General features: G+C 65.6%; 14 protein-coding genes (1 of these 14 cut by a window edge). 11 read left to right on the top strand and 3 right to left on the bottom strand.

Annotated features, from left to right (window positions below; translation table 11 throughout):
- From ACSQ3P_RS13850 to minE, 11 genes are all read left to right on the top strand, one after another.
- A protein-coding gene (locus ACSQ3P_RS13850; protein ID WP_436166092.1) for a DeoR/GlpR family DNA-binding transcription regulator crosses the window boundary here: on the top strand, positions 1 to 733 show its 3' portion. It extends 62 nt beyond the left edge of the window; only the last 733 of its 795 coding nucleotides appear in the window; its start codon lies off the left edge, out of view; it ends in the stop codon at positions 731 to 733.
- 100 nt (positions 734 to 833) lie between these two features.
- A complete protein-coding gene (glpD, locus tag ACSQ3P_RS13845; protein WP_436166091.1) occupies positions 834 to 2,372 on the top strand; it encodes a glycerol-3-phosphate dehydrogenase in 1,539 nt (512 codons plus the stop codon).
- Complete coding sequence (locus ACSQ3P_RS13840) at positions 2,372 to 3,457, top strand: ABC transporter ATP-binding protein (RefSeq protein WP_436166090.1); 1,086 nt, start codon at positions 2,372 to 2,374, stop codon at positions 3,455 to 3,457. The genes glpD and ACSQ3P_RS13840 overlap by 1 nt, the downstream gene beginning before the upstream one ends.
- A gap of 7 nt (positions 3,458 to 3,464) precedes the next feature.
- A complete protein-coding gene (locus ACSQ3P_RS13835) occupies positions 3,465 to 4,577 on the top strand; it encodes an ABC transporter ATP-binding protein (RefSeq protein WP_436166089.1) in 1,113 nt (370 codons plus the stop codon).
- A gap of 2 nt (positions 4,578 to 4,579) precedes the next feature.
- Positions 4,580 to 5,482 carry a carbohydrate ABC transporter permease gene (locus ACSQ3P_RS13830; protein ID WP_436166088.1) on the top strand — a complete coding sequence of 301 codons (903 nt, stop codon included), beginning with the start codon at positions 4,580 to 4,582 and terminating at the stop codon, positions 5,480 to 5,482.
- The gene (locus ACSQ3P_RS13825) at positions 5,482 to 6,279 is read left to right on the top strand and encodes a carbohydrate ABC transporter permease (RefSeq protein WP_066614785.1); all 798 of its coding nucleotides are present in this window, start codon (positions 5,482 to 5,484) and stop codon (positions 6,277 to 6,279) included. The genes ACSQ3P_RS13830 and ACSQ3P_RS13825 overlap by 1 nt, the downstream gene beginning before the upstream one ends.
- Positions 6,279 to 6,557 carry a DUF2160 domain-containing protein gene (locus tag ACSQ3P_RS13820; RefSeq protein ID WP_069689371.1) on the top strand — a complete coding sequence of 93 codons (279 nt, stop codon included), beginning with the start codon at positions 6,279 to 6,281 and terminating at the stop codon, positions 6,555 to 6,557. Before ACSQ3P_RS13825 ends, ACSQ3P_RS13820 begins: the two co-directional genes overlap by 1 nt.
- A gap of 103 nt (positions 6,558 to 6,660) precedes the next feature.
- Positions 6,661 to 8,388, top strand: a complete 1,728-nt coding sequence (locus ACSQ3P_RS13815; protein ID WP_436166263.1) for an ABC transporter substrate-binding protein — start codon at positions 6,661 to 6,663, stop codon at positions 8,386 to 8,388.
- Between the two features lie 768 nt (positions 8,389 to 9,156).
- The gene (minC, locus tag ACSQ3P_RS13810) at positions 9,157 to 9,891 is read left to right on the top strand and encodes a septum site-determining protein MinC (RefSeq protein ID WP_436166262.1); all 735 of its coding nucleotides are present in this window, start codon (positions 9,157 to 9,159) and stop codon (positions 9,889 to 9,891) included.
- A gap of 95 nt (positions 9,892 to 9,986) precedes the next feature.
- A complete protein-coding gene (minD, locus tag ACSQ3P_RS13805) occupies positions 9,987 to 10,802 on the top strand; it encodes a septum site-determining protein MinD (protein ID WP_069689374.1) in 816 nt (271 codons plus the stop codon).
- Positions 10,799 to 11,062, top strand: a complete 264-nt coding sequence (gene minE, locus ACSQ3P_RS13800; protein WP_069689375.1) for a cell division topological specificity factor MinE — start codon at positions 10,799 to 10,801, stop codon at positions 11,060 to 11,062. The genes minD and minE overlap by 4 nt, the downstream gene beginning before the upstream one ends.
- Positions 11,063 to 11,296: 234 nt before the next feature.
- On the opposite strand, the gene ACSQ3P_RS13795 is transcribed toward minE, so the two are convergent.
- Genes ACSQ3P_RS13795 through ACSQ3P_RS13785 form a run of 3 tightly spaced genes read right to left on the bottom strand, consistent with a single transcriptional unit; the run spans position 11,297 to position 14,946 of the window.
- Positions 11,297 to 12,151: an ABC transporter permease gene (locus ACSQ3P_RS13795; protein ID WP_436166087.1), complete on the bottom strand. Its 855-nt coding sequence runs from the start codon at positions 12,149 to 12,151 to the stop codon at positions 11,297 to 11,299.
- Positions 12,148 to 13,071 carry an ABC transporter permease subunit gene (locus ACSQ3P_RS13790; protein ID WP_436166086.1) on the bottom strand — a complete coding sequence of 308 codons (924 nt, stop codon included), beginning with the start codon at positions 13,069 to 13,071 and terminating at the stop codon, positions 12,148 to 12,150. The genes ACSQ3P_RS13795 and ACSQ3P_RS13790 overlap by 4 nt, the downstream gene beginning before the upstream one ends.
- 48 nt (positions 13,072 to 13,119) lie before the next feature.
- Entirely contained in the window at positions 13,120 to 14,946 is a 1,827-nt protein-coding gene (locus ACSQ3P_RS13785) for an ABC transporter ATP-binding protein (protein WP_436166085.1), read from the bottom strand.
- Positions 14,947 to 14,957: the final 11 nt, after the last annotated feature.

Here is a 14,957-nt window from a genome sequence, read left to right as displayed (position 1 = left end):
CGCTGTCGAGGAATTGGCGGCGCGCTACGAAGTCAGCGCTCAGACCATCCGCAAGGATCTCAACCAGCTCTGCGAGCAGCGCATCATGTCGCGTGTTCATGGCGGCGCGGTTGTCGCCTCCAGCGTCGAGAACCTTGCCTATGAGGCGCGGCGGTTCATTGCCCGTGACGAGAAGATCGCGATCGGCCGCGCCGCCGCAGCATTGATCCCCAACGACGCCTCGCTCTTCATCAATATCGGCACCACCACGGAGGAGGTCGCTCGCGCGCTCGCCGACCATCGCGGCCTGCTCGTCATCACCAACAACCTGCATGTCGCGACCTTGCTCTATCCGCATCCGCGCATCGAGGTCATCGTCGCGGGCGGGCCCGTGCGGCGCTCCGATGGCGGTGTCGTCGGCGCGGCCGCGGTCGATCTGATCCGCCAGTTCAAGGTCGACTACGCGGTGATCGGCACCTCGGCGATAGACCCGGACGGGGCCCTGCTCGATTTCGACTATCGCGAGGTCCGCGTCTCGCAGGCGATCATCGAGAACGCCCGTCAATGCCTGCTCGTCGCCGACAGCCTCAAGCTCGAGCGCTCCGCCCCGATCCGCATCGGCCATCTGCGCGATATCGACGTCTTCGTCACAGACCGCCTGACCTCCGCCCCTCTGCGCGAACTGTGCCGTGGCGCCGGGATTTCCGTGGTCGAGACCGCCGAGCCAGATGCGACGGCCGAAACCGAAGGCTAAATTTTCACTTTCACTTTCGTTTTGCCATTGCTCGCAACAAAAACACTGACTAGCCTTCGATCCAGGAAAGGCGCTGAAGCCGCCTGCCTGGAGGAAATGCGTGACGGGTCCGGTCTTCGACATCGCCATCATCGGCGGCGGGGTGAATGGCTGCAGCATCGCGCGCGATGCGGCCGGACGCGGCGCTTCCGTCGTGCTGTTCGAGCAGGGCGATCTCGCCGGCGCCACCTCCTCGGCCTCGACCAAGCTGATCCATGGCGGGCTGCGCTATCTCGAGCATTACGAGTTCCGGCTGGTGCGCGAGGCGCTCGCGGAGCGCGAGGTGATGTGGCGGGCAGCGCCCCATATCGTCTGGCCATTGCGGTTCGTGCTGCCACATCATGCGGGCTTGCGCCCCGCCTGGCTGCTCCGGCTCGGCCTTTTCCTCTATGACCATCTCGGCGGCCGCCGCCTGCTGCCGGCCGCCCGTTCGCTCGACCTCAGCCGCGACGCCGCGGGCCGCGCGCTGAAGCCGCGCTTCACCCGCGCCTTCGAATATTCCGATTGCTGGGTCGAGGATTCGCGCCTGGTCGTGCTCAACGCGCGCGACGCGGCCGATCATGGTGCGACCATCCTCACGCGCACGAAAGTCGTCGCTGCGCGCCGCGAGGCTGGGCATTGGCTGATCGCCTCGCACGGTCCGGGTGGTGCCGAGGTGACGACCCGGGCGCGCGCGCTCGTCAATGCCGCCGGTCCCTGGGTTGCCGATGTGCTGAACGACGTCGTGTCCAGCACTCGCCCGGCCGCCGTCAGGCTGGTGCAGGGCAGCCATATCGTCGTGCCGCGCCTGTTCGAGCACGAGCGTTGCTATATCTTCCAGAACGCCGACGGCCGGATCATCTTCGCCATCCCCTATGAGGGCGATCTGACTTTGATCGGCACCACCGACAAAGATTATGAGGGCGACCCGGCCGAGGTTGCGGCCAGCCCAGACGAGATCGCCTATCTCTGCGCGGCGGCGAGCGACTATTTTCGCGTGTCGATCACACCCGAGCAGGTGGTCTGGACCTATTCAGGGGTGCGCCCGCTCTATGATGACGGAGCCTCCAAGGCGCAGGAAGCGACCCGCGACTATGTCCTGACGCTCGATGCGCCCGGGGGGCAGGCGCCGCTGCTCTCGGTCTTCGGTGGCAAGATCACCACCTCGCGCCGTCTCGCCGAGGCCGCGGTCGAAAAGCTTTCCGCAGCCGTGGCGGTGCTGCGGGCGCCGCCCTGGACGGCGGATGCCTCGCTGCCAGGTGGCGACTTCCCGGTCGAGGGCTTCGAAGCGCTGGTCGAGAAGATCGCCGCCGCGCGCCCCTGGCTCCCGAGCAAACTGGCGCGGCGGCTCGCCCGGGCTTACGGTACGCGCGCCGAAGCGCTGCTCGAAGGCGCCAGCGCGATGGCCGATCTCGGCCGCGTCTTCGGCGCCGACTTGACCGAGCGTGAGGTCTCCTGGCTGATGGCGCAGGAATGGGCGCTCTCGTCCCAGGATGTGCTGTTCCGGCGCAGCAAGCTTGGCCTGCGCTTTTCGGCCGAGCAGGGCGGGGCACTCGCCGAACACATGGCGGCGCAAGCCGCCAGAGCGCCGGCGATGTCCCTGCAAGCGGAGCCGCGCTGATGAGCTTGGTGCTGGACAATGTCGGACTGGCGCGCGGCGGGCAGGATCTGCTCAGCGGCATCTCGCTGACGCTGCCGAAGGGCTCGCTCAACGTCCTGCTCGGCGCGACGCTCGCGGGCAAGACCTCCTTGATGCGGCTGATGGCCGGGCTCGACGCGCCGACGACCGGCCGCGTCCTCGTCGGCGGGCGCGACGTCACCGGCCTGCCGGTGCAGAAGCGCGATGTCGCCATGGTCTACCAGCAGTTCATCAACTACCCCTCGCTGAGCGTCTACGAGAACATCGCCTCGCCTCTACGGGTCGCCCGGCTCGGGGCCGACGAGATCGCGGCGCGGGTCAGGGCCGCCGCTGGCCTGCTCAGGCTCGAGCCCTATCTGCAGCGCAAGCCGCTGGAACTCTCGGGCGGCCAGCAACAGCGCACCGCGATCGCGCGCGCCCTGGTGAAGCGGGCCGAGTTGGTCCTGCTCGACGAGCCGCTCGCCAATCTCGACTACAAGCTGCGCGAGGAACTGCGCGAGGAACTACCGCGCATCTTCGCCGAATCTGGCGCGATCTTCGTCTACGCCACCACCGAGCCGAGCGAGGCGCTTCTGCTCGGCGGCGCGACCGCGACCCTGTTCCAGGGCAAGGTGACGCAGTTCGGCCCGACCGCGCAGGTCTATCGCCAGCCGCATGACCTGGTGACGGCGCAGGTCTTCTCCGATCCGCCGCTGAACGTCCTGTCCGGGCGCAAGCAGGGCGGCGAGGTCACGCTTACCACCGGAGCGAGCGTGCCGGCCGCCGGCGCCTTCGCTGCCGTGCCCGACGGGCGCTACAGCATCGGCTTCCGCGCCCATCATCTGGCGCTCGATCCTTTGCCGGCTCCGGCTATCGCGCTCTCCGCCACCGTCTCGGTTTCCGAGATCACCGGCTCGGAAAGCTATGTCCATCTCGATCTTGGCGCGCATCGTCTCGTCGCGCTGGTCCCGGGCGTGCGCCGGCTGGAGCCGGGCTCGGCCGTGACGGCCTGGCTCGATCCGCGCCGCATCTTCCTATTCGACGAGAGCGGGGCGCTTGCCGCCAGCGCTGTCGCGAAGGCCGCGTGAGAGCGCCATGGCCCAGATCACGCTCGACAAGCTCGCCCATGCCTACAAGCCCAATCCACAGGGTCCGCAGGACTATGCCCTGACCGAAGTCGACCATGTCTGGCGCCAGGGCGGGGCCTATGCCTTGCTCGGTCCGTCCGGCTGCGGCAAGACCACCCTGCTCAACATCATTTCGGGCCTCGTCGTGCCGACGCGCGGGCGCATCCTGTTCGACGGCGTCGACATCACGCGGCTGCCGACCGAGGCGCGCAACATCGCCCAGGTCTTCCAGTTCCCGGTCGTCTACGACACCATGACGGTGCGCGAGAACCTGGCCTTTCCGCTGAAGAATCGCGGCGTCGAGCGCAAGCTGGTAGAGGCCCGCGTCGCCGAGATCGCTGGCCTGCTCGACCTGACCGGGGTGCTCGATCGCAAGGCAAGCCATCTCGGCGCCGACGCCAAGCAGAAGATCTCACTCGGGCGCGGGCTGGTGCGCCCCGATGTGGCGGCGATCTTGTTCGACGAGCCGCTGACGGTGATCGACCCGCATCTGAAATGGCAGCTGCGCTCGATGCTGAAGGAACTGCATCGCAAGCTCGATCTGACCATGATCTACGTCACCCATGACCAGACCGAGGCGCTGACCTTCGCCGACACGGTCGTGGTCATGCATGAGGGCGGCGTGGTCCAGACCGGCACGCCGGAGGAATTGTTCCAGCATCCGGCCCACACCTTCGTCGGCCATTTCATCGGCTCGCCGGGCATGAATGTTCTGCCCTGCGCGGTTTCAGGCGCGTTCGCCAACGTCGCTGGCCAGACGATCCCGCTGGTGCAGGTCTATCCCGCGCTCGCCGCCGGCCGGATCGAGCTCGGCATCCGGCCGGAATATGCGCTCCTGCGTCCGTGCGGCGAGGGTTTGCCGGTGCGGATCCGCCGGATCGACGATATCGGCCGCGTTCGCATCGCCCGCGTCGAGCTCGACGGCCTGGCGATGGCGGCGACAGTGCCGGACGAGGCGAGTTTCGACGGCGACGCGGCCTCGCTCGCCCTCGATCCGAAACAGATCCACATCTATTGCGACGGGCATCTCGTGAAGGGCCACCCCCTGCATGCCGCCTCGCCGGCCACGGAGGGTGTCTGAGCATGCGCAAGCCCGTCAACCAGAAGGCCTGGTTCCTGGTGCTGCCGGTGCTGCTGATCGTGGCCTTCTCTGCCGTGATCCCGCTGATGACCGTGGTCAATTATTCGATGCAGGATTCCTTCGGCAACAACCAGTTCTTCTGGAACGGCGTCGGCTGGTTTTCCGAATTGCTCGATCCCAAGAGCGACCTCGGCTCGCGCTTCTATGACTCGCTCTGGCGCAACCTCGCCTTCTCGGGAATCATCCTGGCCATCGAGATTCCGCTCGGCATCGTCGTGGCGCTGTCGATGCCGCGCGAGGGCTGGCAGGTCTCGGTGACGCTGGTGCTGATGGCGCTGCCGTTGCTGATCCCGTGGAACGTGGTCGGCACGATCTGGCAGATCTTCGCCCGCGGCGACATCGGCCTGTTCGGCGCGGCCGTGAACGGGCTCGGCATCCGCTACAACTATGTTTCCGACCCGCTCGCGGCATGGTTCACCATCATCATTATGGATGTGTGGCACTGGACCTCGCTGGTGGCGCTGCTCTGCTATGCCGGCCTCAAGTCGATCCCCGACGCCTACTACCAGGCCGCCCGCATCGACGGCGCCTCGCGCTGGGCCGTGTTCCGCACCATCCAGTTGCCGAAGATGAGCCGCGTCCTGCTCATCGCCGTTCTGCTGCGCTTCATGGATTCCTTCATGATCTATACCGAGCCCTTCGTCGTCACCGGCGGCGGCCCGGGCAATTCCACCACCTTCCTGTCGATCGAACTGGTCAAGCTTGCGCTCGGGCAGTTCGACCTCGGCAAGGCCGCGGCGCTCTCGATCGTCTACAACCTGATCATCCTGGCCGTGTGCTGGGTTTTCTACACGGTCATGACCGCGGCCGACGCCAAGGCCGACGCGAACGGGGGGAGAGCCTGATGCGCGGCGGCCGTCTCATTCTCGTTCTCTACCTCGTCGGGCTGATGCTGCCGATCTACTGGCTCGTCAACATGAGCTTCAAGACCAACACCGAGATCACCAACGCGCTGACGCTCTGGCCGCAGGTCTTCACCTTCGACAACTACCGCAAGATCTTCACTGACCCGAGCTGGTACAACGGCTATCTCAACTCGCTGAAATACGTGGCGCTGAACACGCTGCTCTCGATTTCCTTCGCCCTGCCGGCGGCTTACGCCTTCTCGCGCTACCGTTTCCTCGGCGACAAGCATCTGTTCTTCTGGCTGCTCTCGAACCGGATGGCGCCACCGGCGGTGTTCGCGCTGCCCTTCTTCAACCTTTATTCGGCGATCGGCTTGTTCGACACGCCCTGGGCCGTGGCGCTGGCGCATTGCCTGTTCAACGTGCCGCTCGCGGTCTGGATCCTCGAGGGCTTCATGTCCGGCGTGCCGCGCGAGATTGACGAAACGGCGGCGATCGACGGCTACTCCTTCCCGCGCTTCTTCGTGAAGATCTTCCTGCCGCTGATCGCCTCTGGCGTCGGCGTCGCGGCCTTCTTCTGCTTCATGTTCTCCTGGGTCGAGCTCCTGCTGGCGCGCACCCTGACCAGCGTCAGCGCCAAGCCGATCGCGGCCACCATGACGCGCACCGTCTCGGCCGCCGGCATGGACTGGGGCGTGCTCGCGGCGGCCGGCGTGTTGACCCTGATCCCCGGCGCGCTCGTGATCTGGTTCGTGCGCAACTACATCGCCAAGGGCTTCGCCCTGGGGAGGGTGTGATGGACCTCGCCTGGATGGCCTGGACCTGGCAGACCGGCCTGTTCTTCGCCGGCATCGCCTCGCTTCTCGTCCTGCTGACGCTGCTGGCGATCTGGCGCCCCGAGACCGAGCGCGTCGGCGCGCTGCGCATCGCCACCACCCGTGGCGACCGGCTCTTCATCTCGCTGCTCGGCAGTGCCTTCATTCACCTCGCCTGGCTCGGCCTCGTCGGTCCGGGCCTGGGGTGGGCTTCCGGCCTTGCGCTCCTCTATGCCGCGGCGGTGTTCCGCTGGGTGTGAGGATAGGCCCAACAACAAGAAACGACCGAACCCGAAAAGGGGCGGCAACGCATAAAAGCACCGGAGGACAACGATGACGACGCTCAGGACGAATCTTCACCGCATGGCCGGCGCCAGCCTGTTTGCGCTGACGCTTGCCGCCGGACCCGCCATGGCCGGCCCCGAGGAGGCGCGCAAATGGATCGACAGCGAGTTCCAGCCCTCTACCCTGGACAAGGCCGCCCAGCTCAAGGAGATGGAATGGTTCATCAACGCGGCGAAACCCTTCGCCGGCATGGAGATCAACATCGTCTCGGAGACGATCACCACCCATGAATACGAGGCCAAGGTGCTGGCCAAGGCCTTCAGCGAGATCACCGGCATCAAGCTGACGCACGACCTGATCCAGGAAGGCGACGTGGTCGAGAAGATTCAGACGCAGATGCAGTCCGGCAAGAACATCTATGATGGCTGGATCAACGATTCCGATCTGATCGGCACGCATTTCCGCTACAAGCAGGCGACCAACCTGACCGACTGGATGGCCGGGCCGGGCAAGGACGTCACCAATCCCGGCCTCGACATCGACGACTTCATCGGCAAGTCCTTCGGCACCGGACCGGACGGCAAGCTCTACCAGCTGCCGGTCCAGCAGTTCGCGAACCTCTACTGGTTCCGCTATGACTGGTTTCAGCGCGCCGACCTGAAGGAAAAGTTCAAGGCCAAATACGGCTACGACCTCGGCGTTCCCGTGAACTGGTCTGCCTATGAGGACATCGCCGAGTTCTTCACCAACGATGTCAAGGAAATCGACGGTACCAAGATCTTCGGCCATATGGACTATGGCAAGAAGGATCCCTCGCTCGGCTGGCGCTTCACCGACGCTTGGCTCTCCATGGCCGGCAATGGCGATAAGGGCATCCCGAACGGCCTGCCGGTTGATGAATGGGGCATCCGCATGGAAGGCTGCCGCCCGGTTGGCTCGGCGGTCGAGCGCGGCGGCGACACTAACGGCCCGGCGGCGGTCTACTCGATCGTCAAATATGTCGACTGGCTGAAGAAATATGCCCCGCCGCAGGCGCAAGGCATGACCTTCGGCGAGTCCGGGCCGGTGCCGGCGCAGGGCACGATCGCCCAGCAGATCTTCTGGTACACAGCTTTCACCGCCGACATGGTCAAGCCCGGCCTGCCGGTGATGAGCTCGGACGGCAAGCCGAAATGGCGGATGGCGCCCTCGCCCAAGGGTGCCTACTGGAAGGACGGGATGAAGCTCGGCTACCAGGACGCCGGCTCGGCGACCCTGCTGAACTCGACCCCGGTCGAGCGCCGCAAGGCTGCCTGGCTCTATCTGCAGTTCATCGTTTCCAAGACGGTCAGCCTGAAGAAGAGCCATGTCGGCCTCACCTTCATCCGCGAGACCGATATCTGGGACAAGAGCTTCACCGAGCGCGCGCCTGCACTCGGCGGCCTGGTCGAGTTCTACCGCTCGCCGGCGCGCGTGCAGTGGACCCCGACCGGCAACAACGTGCCGGACTATCCGCGCCTCGCCCAGCTCTGGTGGCAGAATATCGGCGACGCCTCCTCGGGGGCAAAGACGCCGCAGGCGGCGATGGACGCCCTCGCCGCCGCCCAGGATTCGGTGATGGAGCGGATCGAGCGCTCGGGCGTGCAGGGCGATTGCGGCCCCAAGCTGAACCCGCGCACCACGGCCGAGGAATGGTTCGCCAAGGCGGAGAAGGCCGGCACGCTGGCGCCCCAGCGCAAGCTCGCCAACGAGAAGCCGAAAGGTGAGACGATCGATTACGACACCCTGATCAAAAGCTGGCCCGCCTCCCCGCCAAAGAAGGGCTGAGGGATACTAGAGCCGGACGATTTCAGTCGGGATCACCAAGTGATCCCGACTGAAATCTGAATCCGTCTCTCATCTAAGAGTGAGAGCAGGATCAATGCGAAAAACCGGTTCCCACTTTTTCGCATCCTGCTCTAGGGCTCAGGGCGTGACGCGAGAAAGGCAGGGTGCGGCGGAGGACGCCGCGCCCTGCTATCAATGGTGCGAAGCGGCATTGTCGTTTTAGCCCGTGACATCGATCGAAGCGGATGACGATGACGTTCTCGTCAGGAGCTTGAACTCTTCGGCGCCCGTAAGCCCTCTGATAAATTCCACGGCAGGCCTCGACCGCCGATCGCATGATCGGACCCAAATCTTCATCGGACCGAAGTCTTCCAGTAAGCCGAAACATATCCGGGCCGTTCGCGCCCGCTGCGGCATGACCGGCGGATCCGCGATCTCGCGATGTTGAAGCTCGCGGTCGACAGCAAGCCACGCGGATGCTGTCGCATTCGCCTGCGCGCGGCCGATGCCGTTGGGCAGCGCTGCCTCGCATGGCCGCTCGGGCGAACGTTGCCGCGAACGGTTTCGGGCCCTGCCGAGAAGCATTTTCGGCGTCCCGCGGATGCCTTCAATGTCAGCGGCTTTTGATGCCTGACCGGTTGAAAACGCGCTGCGCTTGCCACGCCTCATCCGCTGTCAAAGGTGGCTCATGACCGTCGGCTCGCCCCTGCGATTTACCATCTGTTAACCATTCGCCCGATACACCGGGGCTACCGAAAATTTACCAAGATGACCGCCGTGTTAACGAAACCCAGGCCGATCCGCCTCAAGGGGCGCTCCTACCTTGCGCTCACATTGACCCCCGAGCTGCCCCTCGAGGACTGGCTGGTGCGGCTCGACGAGCTGGCTGCGCTGTCCGCCGGGTTCTTCCTGAGGCGGCCGGTGGTGCTCGATATCGAAGGCATCGAGCTCGACCGTTCGCAGCTCCGCGATCTCGTCGGCGAGCTGTGCGCTCGCAATGTACGAATCATGGGCATTGAAGGCGCCCGCACCTCATTGCTCGGCGCGGATCTGCCGCCTGCGATATCCGGAGGGCGCTCGACATCGGACATCGAAGCGCCGGTCGCGGAGCCGATCAAGGAAGCCGTCGTGTCCGAGAGCATCATTCGCTCCGACCCGCTGCCGATCAAGACCACGCCTTCGATCATCGTGACCCAGCCCGTACGCTCCGGTCAGTCGCTGTTCTTTCCCGAGGGCGACGTCACCGTCATCGGGTCGGTCGCATCCGGCGCCGAAGTCGTCGCGGGAGGTTCGATCCATATCTACGGCACGCTCCGGGGACGAGCGCTCGCCGGCACGATGGGCAACGCGTCCGCGCGCATCTTCTGCAGCAAGCTCGAAGCTGAACTCCTCGCCATCGACGGCTTCTACAAGACGGCCGAGGACATGGAACCCGAACTGCGCGGCAAGGCCGTCCAGATCTGGCTCGAAGGCGAAACATTCAAGGTCGGGTCGCTCGCCTAGAGCATTGCGCGAAAGTGGGTACCGGCTTTTCGCATGAGCAATGCTCTCAACTTTTAGAATCGCTCACGTCGCGTCACTACAAACAGGAGAGGTCTATGGGCAAAGTCATCGTGGTCACATCCGGCAAAGGCGGCGTTGGCAAAACGACGTCCTCCGCGGCGCTGGGGGCTGCTCTTGCAAAGAGCGGCGACAAGGTCGTGGTCGTGGATTTCGATGTCGGCCTGCGCAATCTCGATCTCGTCATGGGCGCCGAAAGACGGGTGGTCTATGACCTCGTCAACGTGATCCAGGGCGAAGCCAAGCTGACCCAGGCGCTCATCCGCGACAAGCGCGTCGAGACGCTCTACCTGCTGCCGGCTTCGCAGACGCGCGACAAGGACAACCTCACGCCGGAGGGCGTCGAGAAGGTCGTCAATGCCCTGAAGAGCGTCTTCGACTGGGTCATCTGCGACAGCCCGGCCGGTATCGAGCGCGGCGCGACGCTGGCCATGCGCCATGCCGACGTGGCCATCGTCGTGACCAATCCGGAGGTCTCTTCGGTGCGCGATTCCGACCGCATCATCGGCCTGCTCGATTCCAAGACGCTCAAGGCCGAGAACGGCGAGCATATGGAGAAGCATCTCCTGCTCACTCGCTACGACTCGGCCCGCGCCGAACGCGGCGACATGCTGAAGGTGGACGACGTCCTCGAAATCCTGTCGATCCCGCTGCTCGGTATCATCCCGGAAAGCATGGATGTGCTGCGCGCATCCAATCTCGGCTCTCCCGTCACCCTGGCCGATGATCGCAGCGCGCCGTCGATCGCCTATTTCGAGGCGGCGCGCCGGCTCAAGGGTGAAAACCTGCCGATCATGATCCCGGGCGAAAAGCGCGGCTTCTTCGGCAAGATCTTCGGAAGGAAAGCGGCATGAACTTGCGTCGCCTGTTTTCCCGCACCCAGTCGGCCCCCGCCGCCCGCGAGCGATTGAAGGTTCTCCTCGCCCATGAGCGCGCGGCGGTCGGTGATTCCGACCTGGTGTCCAAGCTGCGGGACGAAATCCTGCGCGCCATCTCGATGCACATGCAGATCGATCACGACAAGGTCACCGTGAAGATGGAGCGCGGCGCGCAATATTCGACGCTCGCCGTCGACGTCGAGATCCCGTTCGACGCGGCCAAGAAGGCGGCCTGACGGCCGCTTTCTGTAGCGCCATGCAAACCCGGAGACGGGACCTCCTCGCCTCGCAGTTCGGGAATAGCCCCCGGCAGCTGCGAGGCTTTTGGACGCTGGGCGAAGGCTAGAGCAGTTCCGATCCAATTGGATCGTTCAACCGCTCTAGATCCTTGTTTTAACGCGTTTTCTTCACGCGAACCGGTGTCCACTTCGCTTGAAAACGCTCTGAAGGGTGAGGGCCGCTCTCGACCCTCATTGCAGCTTCTGGTTCAGAGCATCGCGCAGGCCGTCGCCGAGGATGTTGAAGCAGAGCACGACGACGAAAATGGCGAGGCCCGGAAACAGGGTCAAGTGATCGGCGACGCCGAGATAGCTGCGCCCATCCGCCAACATGGCGCCCCATTCGGAGCTTGGCGGTTGCGCCCCTAGCCCAATGAAAGACAGCGCCGCACCGACGAGGATCGCCGAGCCGATGCGCAGGCTCATATAGACGATCACGGCCGGCAGGGCCCCGGGCAGGATATGATGAAGGATCAGCCTGAACCTGGACACGCCGATGCTGCGGGCCGCCTGAACATATTGGGTCTGCTTCAGCACCAACGTGCTGCCGCGGACGAGCCGGGCGAAAACCGGCACGCTGAACACGGCCACCGCCCAGATGACGTTTCCCACTCCCGGCCCCAGCAGCGCCACCACGGCGATGGCCAGGAGGAGGCCGGGAAAGGCGAACAGCACGTCGCATAGGCGCATCAGCAGAGCGTCGATCCAGCCGCCGCTCCAACCGCTGACAAGCCCCATGATCGTGCCGATAAAGCCGCCGGCAAAGGCCGAGATCAGGCCCACGGCGAGGGAAACACGGCCTCCCCAGATGATCCGGCTCAGGATGTCGCGGCCATAGGAGTCGGTTCCGGCAAGATGGCCCCATGTCGGCGCTTGCAGGAGCGCATCATAGTCGGCGGCCGCCGGATCGTAAGGCGCGATATACGGCGCAAACGCCGCTGCAAAGACGATGAGAGCGATGATCGCCGCCGCCAGAAGCGCTGTGTGCCTGCGGCGAAAACGCCGCCAGAATTCCCGAGCGGGCGAGCGGATGGCAGGCGCTGTCATGATCGCAACCGGATCGCAGGGTTCAGCACACCGTAGAGGAGGTCGACCACGAGGTTTATCAGCACGAACTCGGCGGACAGGAGCAGGATCAGCGCCTGGATCACGGGGTAGTCGCGGAAGGAGATGCTGTCGACGAGCAGACGGCCCAGGCCCGGCCAGGCGAACACCGTCTCGACCACGATCGCGCCGCCAAGCAGCGTTCCGAATTCCAGCCCCGTCAGGGTCACGACCGGGATCAAGGCGTTGCGCGCCGCGTGGCGCCAGATCACGCGGCGTTCGGTCAGGCCCTTGCTGCGCGCCGTGCGGACAAAATCCTCGCCGGCGACATCGACGAAGGCCGAGCGTGTGAAGCGGGCAAGCACCGCAGCCACCCCGACGCCGAGCGTGAAGGAGGGCATGAGCAGCGACCGCCATCCGTCATAGCCACCGGTCGGCAGCCAGCCGAGATGCACCGAAAACAGATCGATCAGCAGCAGACCAAGCCAAAAGCCGGGAAAGGACAGGCCACCGATCGCCACCAGCATGGCGGCCTGGTCCTGCCATCGCCCGCGTTTGACCCCGGCCCACACGCCGAGCAGGCCCCCCGTCAGGGTTGCCCACCCCATCGCTGCCAGAGTGAGCCACAGGGTTGGCAGGAAGCGCGCCCCGATAACTGCGATCACCGGCTCATGCGTGCGGCTGGAGATGCCGAAATCGCCGTGAAGGGTCGCGCCAGTGTAACGCAGGTACTGCTGCCAGATCGGCCGGTCGAGCCCGAGCGCCTCGCGCGCGGATGCCACCTCCTGTTCCGTCGCATCCGCACCCGCCACCAGCCGCGCCGGGTCGCCCGGCAGCAGCCGGACGAAGCCGAAGACGAACAGCGACACGGCAAACAGCACCGGCACCGCGCCGATGAGCCGCTTCAGGAAGAAGACAGGCATCGGCTCTCACCCGTTCCGCGGGTCAGTGTGGCGCGCATCGCATTCTCCTCAATAGAGACCTCCCACGCGGTGCCGGGCGACATAATGGCCAGGCCCGACCTGAACCAGCGGAGCGACCTCCGGCACGTCATCCAATGCCCGCAGCGGGCTTGGCACTTCGCTGTCGTCGATCGCGACCTCCTCGCGGCGTCGCGCGGGATCGGGCACCGGCACGGCGCTGAGCAGGCGGCGCGTATAGGCGTGCTGCGGCGAGGCGAGCACGGCCTGACGTGGTCCGATTTCGACGATCTGCCCGAGATACATCACCGCGACACGGTGGCTTATCCGCTCGACCACCGCCATGTCGTGGGAGATGAACAGGCAGGCGAGGCCGAGCTTTCGCTGCAGATCCATCAGCAAGTTGACGATCTGCGCGCGGATCGACACGTCGAGCGCCGCGACCGCCTCGTCGGCGATGATCAATTGCGGTTCCGAGGCCAGCGCACGCGCGATCCCGACGCGCTGGCACTGGCCGCCCGAGAGCTCGTGAGGATAGCGCGAGACGAAGGCGCGCGGGAGGCCGACGAGTTCGAGCAGCTCTTCGACCCGCCGTATGACGGCCGTGCCCTCGAGGAGGCCATGGGTGCGTATCGGCTCCGCCACGGAGAAGCCGACCGTGAGACGCGGATCGAGCGCGCTGAACGGATCCTGGAAGACATATTGGATGCCGCGCCGCAAAGCGCGGTCCGCAGCGCTGTTCGCCGCCGTGGCGAGAACATCCTCGCCCCGGAACAGGATGCGCCCCGAGGACGGCTCTTCGAGACGCACGATGCTGCGCCCGAGCGTGCTCTTGCCGCAGCCGCTCTCGCCGACCAGCGCGAGCGTCTCGCCGGGGCGGATATCGAGGCTCACCTGCTCGACGGCGTGGACCCGGGCCCGGACGCGGCCGAGCATGCCCCTGATGTCGAACCGCGTCACGAGGTCGTGCAGCTCCAGCACCGGCGCTGCGGCTGCCACGGTATCCTGCGGCCCGGTCGGCGCGGGCGGTTCCGGGAACGGCACCGGCAGGGCCTCGTCATTGAGGCTGCCGAGCACTGGCACGGCGGCGAGCAGGCTGCGCGTATAGGGGTGGGAAGGCGTGGCGAAGAGCGCGCCGACCTCGCCCTCTTCGAGACGTTCGCCGGCACGCAGCACCACGACGCGGTCGGCGAGTTCGGCGACGACGCCCATGTCATGGGTGATGAACAGCAGGCCGGTGCCGAGGTCGCGCTGGAGTTCGCGCAGCAGGTGCAGCACCTGCGCCTGGACCGTCACGTCGAGAGCCGTCGTCGGCTCGTCCGTGATGAGAAGCCGCGGTTGGCTCGCCAGCGCGATGGCGATCATCGCCCGCTGTCGCATGCCGCCCGAGATCTCGAACGGATAGGAGCGCAGATGCCGGTTTGCATCGGGGATGCGGACACGTTCGAGCAGGCGCTGCGCCTCGGCGAGAGCTGCCGTCCAGTCGAGCTGGCGGTGCTGCACGATCGCCTCGGCGATCTGGTCGCCGATCCGCATGACCGGGTTGAGCGAACTCATCGGCTGCTGGAACACCATGGCGATCTCGGGACCGCGCAGTCCCCGCATCGTCTCCGCATCTTCCTGCGCGAGATCGCGGACCTTGCCGCCATTATCGCGATAGAGGATGCGGCCCGTATCGATCCGGCCGGGTCCATAGTCGAGAAGCCGGGTGATCGCCAGCGAGGCGACGGACTTGCCCGAGCCTGATTCACCCACCAGCGCCACGGTCTCGCCCGGCCTGACTGTCAGCCCAAGCCCGCGAACCACAGTTGTCCGACCTCTGTCTGCGGGAAAGCTGACAGAAAGATCCTGGACGTCGAGCAGTTCCGGCTCGCTCATGGCGAGCAGCA

This window comes from Allobosea sp. LjRoot9 (genome assembly GCF_964252745.1).
Lineage (GTDB): Bacteria > Pseudomonadota > Alphaproteobacteria > Rhizobiales > Beijerinckiaceae > Allobosea.
Note: the sequence above shows the minus strand (reverse complement) of the source record. Positions and strands in the feature narration are given on the sequence as shown.